The organism is Enterobacter cloacae complex sp. IR5428 (genome assembly GCF_049238585.1).
Taxonomy (GTDB): domain Bacteria; phylum Pseudomonadota; class Gammaproteobacteria; order Enterobacterales; family Enterobacteriaceae; genus Enterobacter; species Enterobacter intestinihominis.
The window spans coordinates 138,329-155,759 of record NZ_JBMKHV010000009.1 but is presented as its reverse complement, the minus strand read 5'-3'; the positions used below and the strand labels follow the sequence as shown (position 1 = coordinate 155,759).

The window sequence follows — 17,431 nt, the reverse complement described above, 5'->3', positions numbered from 1 at the left end:
GACGTAAGTCCAACTCAAATCGGTACTCCTTGTATGCTAATTCATGCCCCACGTCAAACATCTGCAACAAACTGAATGCAAAATCATTGCGGGGATCGTTACCCATTAATGAATACTGACCAGACGTGGCGTGATAAACACCACTAACTCGCGCCGTTCGTTATCTTTTCCGTCATGGCGGAACAGCTGACCCAGCCACGGAATGTTGCCCAGCACGGGCACGCTGTCGCGTCCGGTTTTATTCTTTTGCGAAAAGATCCCGCCCAGCGCGAGCGTTTCCCCACTTTTTACCTCTACCTGCGTTTCGATCTCCTGCTTATCAATCGCCAGCGTTTCGCCGTCCGCCTGTTGCAGCACCTGGCCAGGCATATTTTCACTGATATGCAGCTTCAGACGAACGCGGCCGCCCGGGAGCACCACCGGCGTGACCTCCATGCCTAATACCGCCTCTTTAAACTCAACGGAGGTCGCTCCGCTTTCGCCGCTGGAAACCTGATACGGGATTTCGCTGCCCTGCTTGATGCTGGCCGGCTGCATGTGCGACGCCAGTAGCCGCGGGCTGGCGATGATATCCACCTGCTGCTTTTGCTCAAGCGCCGACAACTCAAGATCCAGCATCCTGCCGTTGATGCGCCCGATATTAAACCCAACGTGTGTGGTTGCACTGGCCACCGACAGGTCAGCGCCCAACGTCGTGACCTGACCCACCTTACCGGCCTCCGTTGCGTCAGCGAGGTTCCATTTCACCCCCAGTTCACGCAGGCTTTTTTCACTAATGGTCACAATCTGCGCCGCCAGTTCTACCTGCTCGACGGGCAGATCCATCTGCGCTGCCCAGCGCTGGAGCATATCCACCACCGACTTGTTATCCCTGACCAGGAGACGGTTGGTGCGCTTGTCGACGGAGAGACTGCCTTTCGGGCTTAAGAGCTTTTCCGCCGCTTTTTGCAATTCGGCCGCATCCGCATAAGCAAACGGAATGCTGTGAGAGAGCAGCGGAGCGTCGAGCAGACGCTGGGCCCGCTCCTGCTCTTTACGCGTCTGTTGCTCCCGCTGCCAGGCCGCCGTATGCACATAAAAAATGCCGCCCTCTTCCCGCAATACCAGCCCGGCACTGTTCACTACCGTCTGAAGCGCCTGCCTCCAGGGCACCCGCGTTAGATTCAGCGAAAGCGAACCGCTGACATCCGGCGACACCACCAGATTGCGATCCTCCTGCGCTACCATCGCCTGTAATACCTGCACCACCGGGACATCATCCACCAGCAGGGTGACCGGTTTTGGCGTCGCGGCCCACAGGGGCTGGCTGAGTGCCGCCAGTAACAGCCCTATCCATATCTTCACTTTTTTTCGTTCCTTCTCGCTGCCATGTCCATCGTTTCGGCTCGCACATCTCGCCGACATCAACGGTTAGTTGTTGTGTATCTATCGCACTCACACGCCAGCCTGGCGGTAACCGCATCTGCGTTTTTACCCGGTGCCAGCGGTTCTGCCCGTCCTGCATAAGGCCGATATCCCTGCTGCCGCTGACGACTCCCTGATACCGCCACTGGCTGAGTTGCCCTGCTGCGCAACGCTCTTCCGGCACGGAGAAGGGATCCCGCATCCCGGTCAGGAAAAGCGGAGAAAGCAGGATCAGCAAACGGGTTTTACTGCGCATGACCGATCTCCAGTTGCAGGCTAAGGCGTAGCTGTTTTCCCTGTGGGGTGATGGAAAACGCGCTCACCCGCACGTTCTCAAGCGCCAGCCGGGAAAAGAGCGCCGGAACTGCGCCCCACAAGGCATCCAGCGCCAGCTCTCCCCCACTCTGCTGCGGTTTCCAGTACACCAGCCTTGCGTCCTCACGCTGAAATGCCAGCGGAGAAAAGGGCTGCACCGGCTTCACTTGCGTAACCACAGGTCGCCGCCCGGCCTTCGGCCACAGCGAGGCGTTGATTCGCTTCGCACTGCTGGCCTGCACCTGAATATCGGCGTAGCACAGAGCAGCGGGTCTGAGCAGCGCTCCCCAAATCGCAAACGCAACGATCCCCGACGCGATCAACCAGCAAAGGACGCGCCGGGAAGGACGTGCATCTGTCCAGCGTTGATACCAGATGCCCACTGGCTACCTCCGGCTATGCAGTTGAAAAGAGAACATCCATCGCCCCTGGCTATCCTGTTGCAATTCGCCTGCCGGTCCGGGGTTAAACCCCGTCACCCTTTTCAGCGCATCGGTCATGGCGGAGAGCGTCGGGAGTGAGGTGGTATAGCCCGTCAGGATCAGCGAGGGTGGCTGATAACGCAGCGCCGTCAGCCACGCCTGCCGGGGCATTGCACTGGCAAGGGATTCAAGCGCGGGTTGCCATGCCACCGTCTCAGGCGGCTGCGAAAGGGGTTCCAGCCCCGCAGACTGCGGCTGACGGGCTTTCAATACCTTCTGCACCGCACGCGTTCCCGCCAGATCGCTCTGCAACGCCTGTGACGCGAGAGTCTGCGTCGCCCGAAGGCTGACGCCTCCCGCCAGCATCACCAACAATGAGGCGGTAAACAGCAGCCCCCAAAAACGCAGGCGCTGATTACGTTGCTGCCGACGCCAGGGTAAAAGATTGGGCATGCTCATTACGGCGCCTCGCTCATGGCCAGCGCCAGGGCGACGGTGTAATCAGCACCACATTCTGGCAACGGCGGCTGACACAGCGTCACCGCTTCCCAGGGATCCCGTGCAGCATCAAACACGGCGATATCAGAAGGAGAAAGTGCAAGCAACGCCGCCAGCTCATTCACCGTCGCCGCTTCTGTGGTGTAGCGCCGCCCCCACTGGTGACGCATCGCCCACAGCCACTGGTGTTTATCCCTCCAGGCTACGCACCGGACGGGGGCAACAGCAGAGAGAAGATTAGCCAGTGCGCCGGCATCCGGGACGATTGCGGCCAGGCGCAAACGCAGCGCTTTCGCCAGCGACAACAGGGTATCGACCTCTCTGTTTTGCGCGGCGGTAACCTGAAAAGTGTTGCTGAACGTATCCTGCGCGTAGTCAAAGCAGAGCGTATCGGGAGGCATCTCCAGCTCACGCGCTAATGCGGCGCCTACCCAGGTGAGCTGTTCGCTGTCACGCAAGGTAACGGATGGACGGGGCAACGCGCGTTGCAGAACGCGCGTTGCCGGAAATGAGAGAAATACCCGATGCGAGTGCGGCAATGTTTTCCGCCAGCCACGTAATGCGTTAACCAGTTGTTCTGGCTTAAGTATTTTGCCTTCACCGATAACCCCGTCCGACAGCGGCACCGCCCACCAGCGCCGTAAACGCCAGCCGGCCCGCTCTCTGGTCAGCGCCACGGCAATCACCTTATCCTGTTGAATATGAACGCCTGTTTGCCACGTTTTAAAAGCCATACTTCACGATCTCCTTATCGCCCGTCGGAGTGACGGCTATATCAATGAATCAGGCTTGCCTTTATACTACCGCGCGATTGTTTAGAAACTGCCCAGGCTAAACCAAATGGGAAATCTCCGGTGAAGTTCGTAAAGTATTTATTGATCCTTGCAGTCTGTTGCATTCTGCTGGGAGCAGGCTCGATTATTGGTTTGTACAAATATGTCGAGCCGCAACTCCCTGATGTCGCCACACTTCGTGATGTGCGGCTTCAGATCCCTATGCAGGTCTATAGCGCCGATGGTGAACTGATGGCGCAATACGGCGAGAAACGTCGTATCCCACTGACCTTAAATCAAATTCCACCCGTGATGGTGAAGGCTTTTATCGCCACCGAGGACAGCCGTTTTTACGAGCACCACGGTGTCGATCCGGTCGGTATTTTCCGTGCGGCAAGCGTGGCGCTGTTCTCCGGTCATGCCTCTCAGGGGGCAAGTACCATTACCCAGCAGCTGGCGCGTAACTTCTTCCTCAGCCCGGAAAAGACGCTGATACGTAAGATCAAAGAAGTGTTCCTCGCGATCCGCATTGAGCAACTGCTGAGCAAAGACGAGATCCTTGAGCTTTACCTCAACAAGATCTATCTGGGCTACCGCGCCTATGGTGTAGGGGCTGCGGCTCAGGTCTATTTCGGTAAGTCGATCGATCAGCTCACGCTGAGCGAAATGGCGACCATTGCCGGCCTGCCAAAAGCACCATCAACGTTTAACCCGCTCTACTCGCTGGACCGCGCCACCGCGCGCCGTAACGTTGTGCTATCGCGTATGTTGAGCGAAGGCTACATCAGCCAGGATGAGTACGATCGGGCACGCAGCGATGTGATTGATGCCAATTACCATGCACCGGAAATTGCTTTCTCATCGCCGTATCTGACGGAAATGGTTCGCCAGGAGATGGTGCGCCGCTACGGCGACAAAGCATATGAAGACGGCTATCGCGTTTATACCACCGTGACCCGCAAGGTGCAGCAGGCTGCCCAGCAGGCGGTGCGTAATAACGTGATGGATTACGATATGCGTCACGGCTATCGCGGCCCGTCCAACGTGCTGTGGAGAGTGGGCGAAGGCGCATGGGACAGCAAAAAAATTACTGATTCCCTGAAAGCGCTGCCGACCTATGGCCCGCTGCGTCCGGCGGTGGTCACCCAGGCCGATCCGCAGGAAGCGGTGGCGATGATGGCCGATGGTACATCCGTTTCGCTGCGTATGGAGGGTATCCGCTGGGCGCGTCCGTACCGTTCTGACACCCTTCAGGGGCCTACTCCACGTAAAGTGACGGATGTGGTACAAACCGGACAACAAATCTGGGTGCGTCAGGTAGGCGATGCCTGGTGGCTGGCACAGGTGCCGGACGTCAACTCTGCCCTGGTCTCCATCAATCCGCAGAACGGTGCCGTGATGGCGCTGGTTGGCGGGTTCGATTTCAACCAGAGCAAATTTAACCGCGCAACCCAGGCGCTGCGTCAGGTCGGTTCGAACATCAAACCGTTCCTGTATACCGCGGCGATGGACAAGGGGCTAACGCTCGCCAGCATTCTCAACGACGTGCCAATTTCCCGATGGGATGCCGGTGCGGGCTCTGACTGGCAGCCGAAGAATTCTCCGGCGCAATACGCTGGCCCTATCCGTCTGCGTCAGGGCCTTGGCCAGTCGAAGAACGTGGTCATGGTTCGCGCGATGCGTGCGATGGGCGTTGATTATGCGGCAGAGTATCTGCAACGCTTCGGCTTCCCGGCGCAAAACATCGTTCATACCGAATCTTTGGCGCTCGGCTCCGCGTCCTTCACGCCGCTCCAGGTCGCACGTGGCTACTCGGTAATGGCAAACGGCGGCTTCCTGGTCGATCCGTATTTCATCAGCAAAATCGAGAACGATCAGGGCGGCGTACTGTTTGAAGCGAAGCCGAAAATTGCCTGCCCTGAATGCGATATTCCGGTGATTTACGGCGACACACCAAAATCCAATGTCCTTGAAAACAAGGATATGGAAGATGTTGCCATCTCTCAGGAACGTCAGAATCTGGCGGTGCCGCAGCCTCAGCTGGAACAGGCCAATCAGGCGCTGGTCGCCCAGAGTGGCGCGCAGGAGTATGCTCCGCACGTGATCAGCACGCCGCTGTCGTTCCTGATTAAGAGCGCGCTGAACACCAACATCTTTGGCGAACCGGGCTGGCAAGGCACCGGCTGGCGAGCGGGCCGCGATTTGCAGCGCCGCGACATCGGCGGCAAAACAGGCACAACCAACAGCTCAAAAGATGCCTGGTTCTCAGGTTATGGCCCGGGCGTTGTCACCTCGGTCTGGATTGGTTTTGACGATCACCGCCGCACTCTTGGACGCACAACCGCTTCTGGCGCAATTAAAGATCAGATTTCCGGTTACGAGGGTGGGGCTAAGAGTGCGCAACCGGCCTGGGATGCTTACATGAAGGCCGCTCTCGAGGGCGTGCCGGAGCAGCCGCTAACGCCTCCGCCGGGCATTGTCACGATCAATATTGACCGCAGCACCGGACAGCTCGCGAATGGCGGCAACAGCCGTGCCGAGTATTTCATCGAGGGTACGCAGCCAACCACGCAGGCGGTGCATGAGGTGGGTACCGAAATCATTGATAACGGCGAAACGCACGAACTGTTCTGACGCCAACAAAAAAGCCGGGCGGTGACGACGCCTGACCCGGCCTACAGCGTAATGCAAAACGGCAACCTTCGGTTGCCGTTTTTACGGGTGGCGCTACAAACGCCCCTGCCCCTTCAGCCACTCCCGCACCAGGAACAGTGCGCTCACGTTGCGTGCCTCGTTAAAGTCAGGATCTTCCAGCAAATCCATCAGATGAGCCAGCGGCCAGCGAACCTGCGGCAGCGGTTCCGGCTCGTCTCCTTCCAGCGATTCAGGATAGAGATCTTCCGCGACAACAATGTTCATTTTGCTGGAGAAATAGGACGGCGCCATGCTCAGCTTTTTCAGGAACGTCAGCTCTTTCGCGCCAAAGCCGACCTCTTCTTTCAGCTCCCGGTTTGCCGCTTCAAACACCGTTTCGCCCGGATCGATCAGTCCTTTGGAGAAGCCCAGCTCGTAGGATTCTGTGCCCACGGCGTATTCACGAATGAGGATCAGGTGCTCGTCGACGATAGGCACTATCATCACCGCTTCACGCGAGGAGGGGCGCATACGCTCATAAACACGACGCACACCGTTGCTGAACTCCAGATCCACGCTTTCAACATTAAACAGACGCGATTTTGCGACGGTTTCAACATTCAGAATGGTGGGCTTTTGTAAGGGTTTGGTCATCTTGACGGGTCTTTGCTGGGTGAACTGGCTTTATTGTGCGATACGCCGCACGGTTTCGGCAATGTCAATTGCTCTTTATTTACATTTATGCAACGTAACTGTAGGCAATTCTCATTTCAAAACAAATGTCAAGAGGTTGAAAAGTTTCCAGGAATTTGCTGATATCGCGCCGGAACAGGCTTTGTTATCATTACCGGTCACTGGGATGCGCGTCAACATGCTCAAGTTAGACTCCATACTTGCCGATAGCCGACCACAGAATCTCATTCATTGTACAAAAGGTGCGACTGACAACACCTGTAAGAAGATAAGTAAGATGGGGAAAGCATGAGCACCATTTTGATTTTTCTCGCTGCTGTGCTGGCCTGCGCGTCGATTGCGGTGTGGGTATTCAGGCGCCGCGTACATCGCCGTTATCGGCTGCCCTTTTTGAACGCGTTTGCCGGGGCAAACACGCGCAAGCTTTCGCCAGAGGAACGCAGCACCGTTGAGCAGTATCTCGACACGCTGAACCGATCCCGGCTTTCGCCTGGCCCTACCGGCGCCAGCGCCGCCCCCGTATCGCTCAACCTTAACGCACAAAGCGACACAGTTTTGTGCGTAACGCGCTCTATTACCCGCTACGGCATCACAACCGACGATCCCAACAAATGGCGTTACTATCTCGACTCTGTTGAAGTGCACCTGCCTCCCTTCTGGGAGCAGTATATCAACGACGAAAACAGCGTCGAGCTCATCCATACCGATACGCTGCCGCTGGTTATCTCCCTTAATGGTCATACTCTGAGCGAATATGTTCAGGAAGCGCCACGCTTTGCGCTGGAACGCGCGAGCGGAACGCAGGCCTCTATTCGTGGTGAAGAGACAGAGCAGATTGAACTGCTCAACATCCGCCAGGAAACGCATGAAGAGTACGTCCTGAGCCGCCCGGATGGCATTCGCGAAGCGGTGCTGATTGTCGTCTCGTTCCTGCTCTTTTTTATCTGCCTGCTGACGCCGGACGTGTTTGTTCCGTGGCTCGCGGGTGGCGCAGTACTGCTTCTGGCCGCCGGGCTGTGGGGCATATTTGCCCCGCCGGCAAAAACGTCATTACGCGAAATTCACTGCCTGCGCGGAACCCCAAAACGCTGGGGACTGTTCGGCGAAAACGATCAGGAACATATCAACAATATCTCGCTCGGGATCATCGATCTCATCTATCCGCGCCACTGGCAGCCGTGGATTGCGCAGGACCTGGGCCACAAAACGGATATTGATATCTATCTCGACCGCCACGTTGTACGCCAGGGACGTTACTTATCCCTGCACGACGAAGTAAAAAACTTCCCGCTTCAGCACTGGCTTCGCAGCGCGGTGATTGCCGGTGGCGCCGCGTTAATCTTCCTCATGCTGCTGCTTTTCGTGCCGCTGGATATGCCGATTAAATTTACCCTGTCATGGATCAAAGGGGCGCAAACCGTGGAAGCCACCAGCGTACAGCAGCTCGAAGAAGCGGGTGTACGCGTGGGGGATACGTTGCGGCTGAAAGGCACCGGGATGTGTAATATCCACTCACCGGGCGCCTGGAACACGCGCCAGAACTCGCCGTTCGCGCCGTTCGACTGCTCTCAGATCATCTGGAATGACGCCTCTCCGCTGCCGCTTCCGGAATCGGATGTGGTCAATAAGGCCACCGCGCTCACCCAGACGATTAATCGCCAGCTCCATCCAAAACCGGATGATGATTCTCGCGTCAGCCCTGCCCTGCGTTCGGCCATTCAGAAGTCCGGCATGGTGCTGCTGGATGACTTTGGCGAAATCGTCCTGAAAACAGAAGATCTCTGCTCAGCTCAGGATGACTGTATCCGGCTGAAGAACGCGCTGGTCAACCTCGGCAACAGCAAAGACTGGGACGCGCTGGTGAAACGCGCCGAAGCGGGACGCCTCGATGGTGTGAATGTGCTTCTGCGTCCGGTCAGCGCCGAGTCGCTGGATAACCTGGTGGCGACCTCTACCGCCCCCTTCGTGATGCGTGAAACCACCCGTGCCGCCCAGGCGCTTAACAGCCCGGCGCCAGGCGGATTTGTGATTGCCAGCGATGAAGGCAGCGACCTGGTGGATCAACCCTATCCGCAGGTTTCGCTGTATGACTATCCTGCTCAGGAACAGTGGAGCGAATTTCAGCGTCTGGCGCAGATGCTGATGCGAACGCCGTTCAGCGCAGAAGGGATCGTCACTACCCTGTTTACCGATGCCAACGGCACGCGTCATATTGGCCTGCACCGCATGCCGGACAGCGCTGGCCTGTGGCGCTATGTAGGGACATCCCTGCTGCTGATTGCGATGCTGGCGTGTATTGTCTGGAACGGTTATCAGGCCGTACGCCGCTATCAGCGCTCCCGCACGCGACTGGCAGAAATCCAGGCCTACTACGAAAATTGCCTTAACCCGAAACTGATCTCCTCTTCTGAGAGCCTGATCGGATAACGTCTCTGCGCGACAAGTTGTGCTACCCTGTCGCGCACGTTTCTTCTGGCTGGAGTTCCCCCTTATGCATCTTGATATCGACTGGCAGGCGGTCGATACCGTCCTGCTTGATATGGACGGCACGCTGCTCGATCTCGCCTTTGATAACTATTTCTGGCAAAAGCTGGTCCCGGAAACATACGGTGAACAGCAGGGGATCTCCCCGGCGGAAGCGCAGGAATTCATTCGTTCGCAATATAGCGCGGTGCAGCATACGCTAAACTGGTACTGTCTTGACTACTGGAGCGAGCGACTCGGTCTGGATATTTGCGCCATGACCACCGCCCAGGGCGCACGCGCCGTACTGCGCGAAGATACGGTCCCGTTCCTAGACGCGCTGAAAGCCTGCGGTAAGCGCCGTATTTTGCTGACAAATGCGCATCCCCATAACCTGGCCGTGAAGCTGGAACATACCGGTCTTGCTTCGCACCTTGATTTATTGCTTTCCACCCACACATTTGGTTATCCGAAAGAGGATCAGCGGTTGTGGCATGCCGTGGTGGAAGAGACCGGTTTACAGCCGGAACGCACGCTGTTCATTGACGACAGCGAGCCGATTCTGGATTCTGCGGCCGCATTTGGCATTCGCTATTGCCTGGGCGTGACCAATCCTGATTCCGGCCTGGCTGAAAAAAGCTATCTGAGACATCCGGGGCTGAACGACTATCGCCGGATGATCCCCTCACTCACCGTGAAGGAGACGCCATGAAAGAAAAACCCTCTGATGGGGTAAGACTGGATAAATGGCTGTGGGCCGCCCGTTTTTACAAAACGCGCGCCCTTGCCCGTGAAATGGTTGACGGCGGAAAGGTGCATTACAACGGTCAGCGCAGCAAACCGAGCAAGCTGGTTGAACTGAATGCCACGTTAACGCTTCGCCAGGGCAACGATGAGAAAACGGTGGTGGTGAAAGCCATTACCGAACAGCGGCGGCCCGCAACCGAAGCCGTTTTGCTGTATGAAGAGACGGCCGAAAGCATAGAGAAGCGCGAGAAAACCGCGCTGGCGCGCAAAATGAACGCGCTGACGATGCCTCACCCGGACCGGCGACCGGATAAAAAAGAGCGCCGCGATCTGATGAAATTTAAACACGGTGAGAGCGAGTAACCCTCACCTGCATGAGAGATGAAAATGGCCCAACACGACCAATTACACCGCTATCTGTTTGAACAATTCGCCGTGCGCGGCGAGCTGGTCACCGTATCCGAAACCTGGAAACAGATTCTGGAAAACCACAACTACCCGCTGCCGGTAAAAACCCTGTTGGGCGAACTGCTGGTTGCCACCAGCCTGCTGACCGCCACGCTGAAGTTCGCTGGCGATATTACCGTCCAGTTGCAGGGCGATGGCCCAATGTCGCTGGCGGTGATCAACGGCAATAACCAGCAGCAGATGCGCGGCGTGGCGCGCGTTCAGGGCGATATCCCTGAAAATGCGGATCTGAAAACGCTGGTCGGTAACGGCTACCTGGTCATCACGATTTCGCCTGAAGAGGGGGAACGCTATCAGGGCGTTGTCGGTCTGGAAGGCGATACGCTTGCCGCCTGCCTGGAAGATTACTTCATGCGTTCCGAACAGCTGCCAACCCGTCTGTTCATCCGCACCGGTGAAGTGGATGGTCAGCCTGCTGCCGGCGGTATGCTGCTTCAGGTTCTGCCTGCGCAGGATGCGCAGACCAATGATTTCGAGCATCTGGCAACGCTGACGGAAACCATCAAAGCGGAAGAGCTGTTCACCCTGTCGGCGACCGACGTGCTGTGGCGTCTCTACCACGAAGAAGAAGTGACGGTTTACGATCCGCAGGCGGTGGAATTTAAGTGCACCTGCTCCCGCGAGCGTTGTGCTGGCGCCCTGAAAACGCTGCCGGATGAAGAGATCGACAGCATCATGGCGGAAGACGGTGAAATCGATATGCACTGTGACTACTGCGGTACGCACTACGTGTTCAATTCGATGGATATCGCGGAGATCCGCAATAACGCCTCTCCGGCGGATCCGCAGGTTCACTAAGCTCTGAGCCTGTTGCCCGGCGGCGCTACGCTTGCACGGGCCTACAATGAATTGTGCAATTTTTTGATATGATTGCTAATTGTAGGCCGGGTAAGCGTAGCGCCACCCGGCAAGAAAGAGCACTAACGCCGCCGCGCATTATTGTAACTGTCGTAGCTCATATCGACACGCTCCCCAAAAATCTCAATATCCGCCCAGGGCTTCACGACAGATTTCACTTTCCTCTGCCTTAATGCGCGGTCAAGTTCTTCTCTGGTCAATGCCTCCGGCATTTTCCACGCGTCCCCGGCGATCCTCCAGCCCGTGTTGGTTTGTGTGTAAGCCACGATCGTGCGATCGGTAAATTGAAATAGCACGGCTTCAGGCTTGCCGTCGCCGTTAAGATCCAGCGGCATGAGTAAACAGTTACTCTGGGCGCTATCGCAGCTCTCAAAGCGATACTGATTGCTGAGCATGGCTTGCCACAATGCCTTATCAGGACGAGCCATTCCCGGTGCGAGCTGGACCTGTTTTTCCAGCATCGCGGCGGTCATCTTACCTGCTCCGCCAGCGTTCCTGGAGAGAAGACCATTTATTTCACGCTGGCGTTTTGGGTTAGAGATAAACTGCGGATCGTTTTGCAGCGTGAGCATCGCCTCCCGCCCCTTTCGTCCAGCGTTACTGAGCATATACAGGCTGACTTGATCCGCCGTTATTCTGCCGTCCTGATAGCGGGCCATATGGCTTGCAACGCTTATTCGCCACGGATCCAGCACGGGGGTATGGATCAACGCCAGGAAGATGAGGGAAAGCAGCCCGGTCGCCGGTATGACGTACGCATGGATCTTCTGCGGTTCACGGCGCTGAATCAGAACGCTGGCGCAAAAACCGACCGCCCAGACCAGCGCCACGATGGTTATCAATACCCCGTACAGACGCTCGGGTGACCAGCCGTATTGCGAAATGCGTAGCCACAGCGCCCACCCCGCCAGAACCGGGTACGCGGGTACGATAGCCACAGCAAGGCGAATCATCCCTCGCAGCGGGGCATAGTAAGGCAGCGTTTGACGCTGTGGATGCCACACTATCGTCACCAGGAATAACAGCAGCAGCGCTAAGGTGGTCAGCAAGCCCGCGGCGGATATTCTGGCTGAAATGGATTCAAAGCCGACAAAAGGCAACGCGCCAATAAAGAGCAGCGCCAGCGCCGCCATCAGGGGAAGCAGACCGGTGGCTATGAGGGTCAGCAGATTTTGCAGGGCAAGGATTAACCTTACCTGCATACGCGTGAGCACGGCCGCACTGGCTGAAACCACGCCAATCGCCACTGAAATAAACCCGTCAGAATGAAAGAAAAGCCGATCAAAAAAGCCGATGCCGATAAGTTCGAAAAGCTCGGCCCAGAGGAAAAGCACCAGCCAGAAGAGACCATTCGAAACAAAAATAATGAGCAGCGTCAGCGCGTTATGCCAGTTTCGTTGATAAAAGTCGCTGTAGAACGAGGTAGTCGGGACGGGATCCAGACGCCGCTGAAGCCATGGCAACACGAACAGCGTCATCAGCAGCAGATGAAAGCCGAAAACGAGCATCTCATCTCTGAGATTCCAGCTTTCGAGTCCTGCAACGCTCCACTTAAGCCAGCCGCCCATACCCGCGACTGCCGCGCCGATCATCCCGAGTGACAGCCACAAAAATGGCTTTCTGAATGACGTCATGGCAAGAGACAACGTGGTTGTCATTACCACGGTGGCAGGTACTACACACATCAGCCACAGCGTATCCGATGGCAATTTTGCGTACTCGATATACCACGTAATTACATAGCAAATTACGCCCTGTAGAGCCCCCGCCAGCACGACGGCTACGCGCGTTGAAGGAGATAACGTCTCACGGTTTTCCATTTCTCATCCCTTGTTCATGAAAAATCTATTGTCTCATCAAGGCAAAACTCTGGCCCCCACCTCAAACTCTGAAAATAGCTGACCCAAGAGACCTGAATCGTTTTCCCAATGTAACTCTTACGTAATTTTCTTTCATGTATGCGATTACATTCACATTCTTCTGGATAAATTCACCAGAGATTAACCTTTTAAGAACATTTTCCCCAACCAAAAAGCGATTCCTGCGATAATCTGCCCGCCCTGTGACTGGAGTCGCAGCGTTTTCCGTTAGTAAGGGTTTTGACCAGATACGTAAATCTATGAGCCCCGTCGCGGTTAACATCCCCAGAAAAACCCTACAATTTCAGGCAGTACATATTGGCTAAGGAGCAGTGATATGCGTGTTAATGGTTTAACCCCGCAAGATCTCAAGGCTTATGGTATTCACGACGTCCAGGAAGTGGTCTACAACCCCGATTACGATACGCTGTATCAGGAAGAGCTCAATCCGGCACTGGAAGGATACGAGCGAGGTGTGTTGACGAATCTTGGTGCTATCGCCGTCGATACCGGTATTTTTACCGGCCGTTCGCCGAAAGATAAATACATCGTCCGAGATGATACCACCCGCGATACGCTGTGGTGGGCCGATAAAGGCAAAGGGAAGAACGATAACAAACCGCTCTCTCCTGAAACCTGGCAGCATCTGAAAGGGCTCGTCACCCATCAGCTTTCCGGCAAGCGTCTGTTCATCGTCGATGCTTTCTGCGGCGCTAACGCCGACACCCGTCTCTCCGTTCGGTTTATCACTGAAGTGGCCTGGCAGGCGCATTTCGTGAAGAACATGTTCATTCGTCCGACCGATGAAGAACTGCAAAACTTCACCCCTGACTTTATCGTGATGAACGGCGCGAAATGCACCAACCCGCAGTGGAAAGAGCAGGGTCTGAACTCCGAAAACTTCATCGCCTTCAACCTGACCGAGCGTATCCAGCTGATCGGCGGTACCTGGTACGGCGGCGAAATGAAGAAAGGGATGTTCTCGGTCATGAACTACCTGCTGCCGCTGCGCGGTATCGCCTCCATGCACTGCTCGGCGAACGTCGGTGAAAAAGGTGACGTAGCGGTGTTCTTCGGCCTTTCCGGCACCGGTAAAACGACGCTGTCCACCGATCCAAAACGTCGTCTGATTGGCGACGACGAGCACGGCTGGGACGACGACGGTGTGTTTAACTTTGAAGGCGGCTGCTACGCGAAGACCATTCGCCTGTCGGAAGAGGCAGAGCCGGATATCTACCACGCGATTCGCCGCGATGCGCTGCTGGAAAACGTCACCGTGCGTGCCGATGGCTCTGTCGACTTCGACGATGCGTCCAAAACCGAAAACACCCGCGTCTCTTACCCGATTTACCACATCGACAACATCGTGAAGCCGGTGTCGAAGGCGGGCCACGCCACGAAGGTGATTTTCCTGACCGCAGACGCGTTCGGCGTGCTGCCACCGGTTTCCCGCCTGACCGCCAGCCAGACTCAGTACCATTTCCTCTCCGGCTTTACCGCTAAACTGGCGGGTACCGAGCGCGGCGTGACCGAGCCAACCCCAACCTTCTCCGCCTGCTTCGGCGCGGCGTTCCTGTCGCTGCACCCGACGCAGTACGCGGAAGTGCTGGTGAAACGCATGCAGGCGTCCGGTGCCCAGGCCTATCTGGTGAACACCGGCTGGAACGGTACCGGCAAGCGTATCTCCATCAAAGATACCCGCGCCATCATCGACGCGATTCTGGATGGTTCATTGGATAACGCCGAGACCTTTACGCTGCCGATGTTCAATCTGGCGATCCCAACAGAGCTGCCTGGCGTGGATACGCGTATCCTCGATCCGCGTAACACCTATGGTTCACCGGAACAGTGGCGCGAGAAGGCAGAATCGCTGGCGAAACTGTTTATCGAAAACTTTGAGAAGTATACCGACACCCCGGCGGGTGCTGCGCTGGTGAGTGCGGGACCAAGGTAAAAGCAAAAAGGCAACGAAAGTTGCCTTTTTTAATGTTTTCTCCCTCTCCCCGTGGGAGAGGGCCGGGGTGAGGGCATCAGGCCCCACCCTTTTTTAACTCTCTTTCACCTGCCCCCGTAAAACCGGCACCGGTAACCATGCGCGAATGCTCAAACCACCCCGTTCGCTGGTGCCAATTTCCAGCAGTCCGTTATGGTTATCAACAATACGCTGCACAATCGCCAGGCCTAAGCCGGTTCCGCTGGTGCTGCGCGCGCTGTCGCCGCGCACAAACGGCTGGAACAGGTGCTTACGCTGCTCAGGCTTGATGCCCGGGCCATCGTCTTCCACCTGGAACCAGGCGCGGTTGAGTTCCGTACCGCTGCTGACTTTGATCCAACCGTTGCCGTAGCGCGCCGCGTTGACCACCATATTCGCTACCGCGCGTTTGATGGAGAGTGGGTGCATACGTACCTGAATCTCGCCCGCCTGAAGGTCGGTCGCAATTTCACGTTCGTAGCCGCTTTCGGCGGCAACAACTTCGCCCAGAACCGCGTTCAGATCCGCCATCTCCATCGGCATCTCCTGCCCGGTGCGCAGGTAGTCGATAAACTGCTCGATGATGGCGTTACACTCTTCGATATCCTTGTTGATGGACTCTGCAAGATAACCATCCTGCTCGCCCATCATCTCTGTTGCCAGCCGGATACGTGTCAGCGGGGTGCGAAGGTCATGGCTAACCCCCGCCATCAGCAGCGTACGGTCGTCAGCCAGCTGTTTAACGCCTGCCGCCATGTGGTTAAAAGCACGCGTTACCGAGCGCACTTCCGATGCGCCATACTCGCGCAGCGGCGGTGGGATAATACCTTTACCAACCTGCAATGCCGCATGCTCCAGGTCGACCAGCGGTCGGTTCTGGATACGAATAAACAGCCATGCGCCACCGATGGCCAGCAGCATGATCGCCAGGGTGTATCGGAACAGCGGTGAGAAGTCACCCTGATGAATCTCGGTGAGCGGAACACGCACCCAGATGTTGGGTGACAGCCAGGTTTTCAGCCAGACAACCGGCGAGCTTTTATTGACCTCAACGCGCACTTCCGTCGGGCCGCCAAGCTGCTGCGCCATCTGCTGGCTAAGGAATTCATAGTGCTGCGCCCAGCGCAGGCCGGCATCTTCCGCCGCTTCGTTCGAGTAGAGAGAAATGCCCAACTCACGGTAGATTTCCCGACGGAACGCCGGGGGGACAACCAACTGCGTGCCGTCCTCCAGTTGCAGTTTGTCGGTCATCAGCATACGCACTTCGTATGCCAGCACCTTATTAAACTGCTGAAGGCTCGGCAGGATCGCAAAGTTCAGCACCACCAGGTAGGTCGTCACCAGGCTGACAAACAGCAGGGTGACGATCAATAACAGCGTGCGGGCAAACGAACTTCGCGGCGAGAAGCGCATTCGCCTCATGCTTTAGAGCCGTCCGGGACAAACACGTAGCCCAGACCCCACACGGTCTGAATATAACGAGGATGCGCCGGATCTTCTTCCACCATGCGGCGCAGACGAGAGATCTGCACGTCGATAGAACGTTCCATTGCGGAGTATTCACGGCCGCGCGCCAGGTTCATCAGCTTGTCACGTGAAAGCGGTTCACGCGGGTGGCTGACCAGCGCTTTCAGTACCGCAAACTCGCCGCTGGTGAGCGGCATTGGCTCATCTTCACGGAACATTTCACGGGTGCCGAGGTTCAGCTTGAACTTACCGAATGCAATGACGGCCTCTTCCTGAGACGGCGCGCCCGGCAGCTCGTTCGCCTGACGACGCAGCACGGCGCGAATACGCGCCAGCAGTTCACGCGGGTTGAACGGCTTAGGAATGTAGTCATCAGCGCCAATCTCAAGGCCGACGATACGGTCAACTTCTTCACCCTTCGCCGTCACCATGATGATTGGCATCGGGTTGCTCTGGCTACGCAGACGACGGCAAATAGAGAGCCCATCTTCGCCAGGCAGCATCAGGTCCAACACCATCAGATGGAAGGATTCACGCGTCAGCAGACGATCCATCTGTTCCGCGTTCGCGACGCTACGAACCTGGAAGCCCTGCTCGGTCAGATAACGTTCCAGCAGCGCACGCAGGCGCATGTCGTCATCTACGACCAGAATTTTGTAGTTCTCTTGCATTGTGTGTACTCCCAAAGGTTCGGATAAGCCTGGAACAGCGTATTCTAAAAAAGTGCACGGGTTCGACCAGCAAATTCTGGTATAAATTCTAGACGAAATTGTTACAAAGCATATTTAACAGCAGCTTATCTGTTCATTTCATCACATAAATCATTATTAATCTTGTCTGTTACACTGTGCGCTACGT

The 17,431-nt window shown here is 56.5% G+C and carries 15 protein-coding genes; 6 read left to right on the top strand and 9 right to left on the bottom strand.

Annotated features, from left to right (window positions below; translation table 11 throughout):
• Window positions 1–105 precede the first annotated feature (105 nt).
• From hofQ to pilM, 5 genes are read right to left on the bottom strand one after another with little or no spacing between them, the layout of a single operon-like run.
• Window positions 106–1,344: a DNA uptake porin HofQ gene (hofQ, locus tag ACOTXC_RS15115; RefSeq protein WP_045308978.1), complete on the bottom strand. Its 1,239-nt coding sequence runs from the start codon at window positions 1,342–1,344 to the stop codon at window positions 106–108.
• Window positions 1,256–1,660 (bottom strand): HofP DNA utilization family protein, encoded by a 405-nt coding sequence (locus tag ACOTXC_RS15110; RefSeq protein WP_032621951.1) that lies wholly within the window; start codon window positions 1,658–1,660, stop codon window positions 1,256–1,258. Before ACOTXC_RS15110 ends, hofQ begins: the two co-directional genes overlap by 89 nt.
• A complete protein-coding gene (locus tag ACOTXC_RS15105) occupies window positions 1,650–2,102 on the bottom strand; it encodes a hypothetical protein (RefSeq protein ID WP_022649624.1) in 453 nt (150 codons plus the stop codon). The genes ACOTXC_RS15110 and ACOTXC_RS15105 overlap by 11 nt, the downstream gene beginning before the upstream one ends.
• A 3-nt stretch (window positions 2,103–2,105) precedes the next feature.
• On the bottom strand, window positions 2,106–2,600 hold the full coding sequence (locus ACOTXC_RS15100; protein WP_023307110.1) for a PilN domain-containing protein: 495 nt from the start codon (window positions 2,598–2,600) through the stop codon (window positions 2,106–2,108).
• The gene (gene pilM, locus ACOTXC_RS15095) at window positions 2,600–3,373 is read right to left on the bottom strand and encodes a pilus assembly protein PilM (RefSeq protein ID WP_022649626.1); all 774 of its coding nucleotides are present in this window, start codon (window positions 3,371–3,373) and stop codon (window positions 2,600–2,602) included. The genes ACOTXC_RS15100 and pilM overlap by 1 nt, the downstream gene beginning before the upstream one ends.
• Window positions 3,374–3,493: 120 nt before the next feature.
• Between pilM and mrcA the strand changes: the two genes are divergently transcribed.
• Window positions 3,494–6,046, top strand: a complete 2,553-nt coding sequence (gene mrcA, locus ACOTXC_RS15090) for a peptidoglycan glycosyltransferase/peptidoglycan DD-transpeptidase MrcA (RefSeq protein WP_045308980.1) — start codon at window positions 3,494–3,496, stop codon at window positions 6,044–6,046.
• A 93-nt stretch (window positions 6,047–6,139) separates the two neighbouring features.
• Here mrcA and nudE read toward each other — a convergent pair whose 3' ends face one another.
• A complete protein-coding gene (gene nudE, locus ACOTXC_RS15085; protein WP_003861622.1) occupies window positions 6,140–6,700 on the bottom strand; it encodes an ADP compounds hydrolase NudE in 561 nt (186 codons plus the stop codon).
• Between the two features lie 327 nt (window positions 6,701–7,027).
• Here nudE and ACOTXC_RS15080 point away from each other — a divergent pair, with 327 nt between their 5' ends.
• The 4 genes from ACOTXC_RS15080 (at window position 7,028) to hslO (ending at window position 11,215) form a co-directional block, all read left to right on the top strand.
• On the top strand, window positions 7,028–9,166 hold the full coding sequence (locus ACOTXC_RS15080) for an intracellular growth attenuator family protein (protein WP_063163904.1): 2,139 nt from the start codon (window positions 7,028–7,030) through the stop codon (window positions 9,164–9,166).
• Between the two features lie 64 nt (window positions 9,167–9,230).
• On the top strand, window positions 9,231–9,914 hold the full coding sequence (yrfG, locus tag ACOTXC_RS15075) for a GMP/IMP nucleotidase (protein WP_023314955.1): 684 nt from the start codon (window positions 9,231–9,233) through the stop codon (window positions 9,912–9,914).
• Window positions 9,911–10,312 carry a ribosome-associated heat shock protein Hsp15 gene (hslR, locus tag ACOTXC_RS15070; RefSeq protein ID WP_003861618.1) on the top strand — a complete coding sequence of 134 codons (402 nt, stop codon included), beginning with the start codon at window positions 9,911–9,913 and terminating at the stop codon, window positions 10,310–10,312. Before yrfG ends, hslR begins: the two co-directional genes overlap by 4 nt.
• An 18-nt stretch (window positions 10,313–10,330) precedes the next feature.
• Complete coding sequence (gene hslO / locus ACOTXC_RS15065; protein WP_006812239.1) at window positions 10,331–11,215, top strand: Hsp33 family molecular chaperone HslO; 885 nt, start codon at window positions 10,331–10,333, stop codon at window positions 11,213–11,215.
• A gap of 122 nt (window positions 11,216–11,337) precedes the next feature.
• On the opposite strand, the gene ACOTXC_RS15060 is transcribed toward hslO, so the two are convergent.
• The gene (locus ACOTXC_RS15060) at window positions 11,338–13,095 is read right to left on the bottom strand and encodes a DUF4153 domain-containing protein (protein WP_280005255.1); all 1,758 of its coding nucleotides are present in this window, start codon (window positions 13,093–13,095) and stop codon (window positions 11,338–11,340) included.
• A 376-nt stretch (window positions 13,096–13,471) separates the two neighbouring features.
• Here ACOTXC_RS15060 and pckA point away from each other — a divergent pair, with 376 nt between their 5' ends.
• A complete protein-coding gene (pckA, locus tag ACOTXC_RS15055; RefSeq protein WP_046620356.1) occupies window positions 13,472–15,088 on the top strand; it encodes a phosphoenolpyruvate carboxykinase (ATP) in 1,617 nt (538 codons plus the stop codon).
• Between the two features lie 93 nt (window positions 15,089–15,181).
• Here the strand turns inward: pckA and envZ are convergent, their stop codons facing one another.
• A complete protein-coding gene (envZ, locus tag ACOTXC_RS15050; RefSeq protein WP_003861615.1) occupies window positions 15,182–16,528 on the bottom strand; it encodes a two-component system sensor histidine kinase EnvZ in 1,347 nt (448 codons plus the stop codon).
• Window positions 16,525–17,244, bottom strand: a complete 720-nt coding sequence (gene ompR / locus ACOTXC_RS15045) for a two-component system response regulator OmpR (RefSeq protein WP_001157751.1) — start codon at window positions 17,242–17,244, stop codon at window positions 16,525–16,527. The genes envZ and ompR overlap by 4 nt, the downstream gene beginning before the upstream one ends.
• Between the last annotated feature and the right edge of the window lie 187 nt (window positions 17,245–17,431).

Coding starts and splice junctions, on each gene's coding strand:
- ACOTXC_RS15110 (WP_032621951.1), bottom strand. CDS start 1,660: ATGCGCAGTAAAACCCGTTTGCTGATCCTGCTTTCTCCGCTTTTCCTG.
- nudE (WP_003861622.1), bottom strand. CDS start 6,700: ATGACCAAACCCTTACAAAAGCCCACCATTCTGAATGTTGAAACCGTC.
- yrfG (WP_023314955.1), top strand. CDS start 9,231: ATGCATCTTGATATCGACTGGCAGGCGGTCGATACCGTCCTGCTTGAT.
- hslO (WP_006812239.1), top strand. CDS start 10,331: ATGAAAATGGCCCAACACGACCAATTACACCGCTATCTGTTTGAACAA.
- envZ (WP_003861615.1), bottom strand. CDS start 16,528: ATGAGGCGAATGCGCTTCTCGCCGCGAAGTTCGTTTGCCCGCACGCTG.
- ACOTXC_RS15080 (WP_063163904.1), top strand. CDS start 7,028: ATGAGCACCATTTTGATTTTTCTCGCTGCTGTGCTGGCCTGCGCGTCG.
- ACOTXC_RS15060 (WP_280005255.1), bottom strand. CDS start 13,095: ATGGAAAACCGTGAGACGTTATCTCCTTCAACGCGCGTAGCCGTCGTG.
- pilM (WP_022649626.1), bottom strand. CDS start 3,373: ATGGCTTTTAAAACGTGGCAAACAGGCGTTCATATTCAACAGGATAAG.
- hslR (WP_003861618.1), top strand. CDS start 9,911: ATGAAAGAAAAACCCTCTGATGGGGTAAGACTGGATAAATGGCTGTGG.
- ACOTXC_RS15100 (WP_023307110.1), bottom strand. CDS start 2,600: ATGAGCATGCCCAATCTTTTACCCTGGCGTCGGCAGCAACGTAATCAG.
- pckA (WP_046620356.1), top strand. CDS start 13,472: ATGCGTGTTAATGGTTTAACCCCGCAAGATCTCAAGGCTTATGGTATT.
- ompR (WP_001157751.1), bottom strand. CDS start 17,244: ATGCAAGAGAACTACAAAATTCTGGTCGTAGATGACGACATGCGCCTG.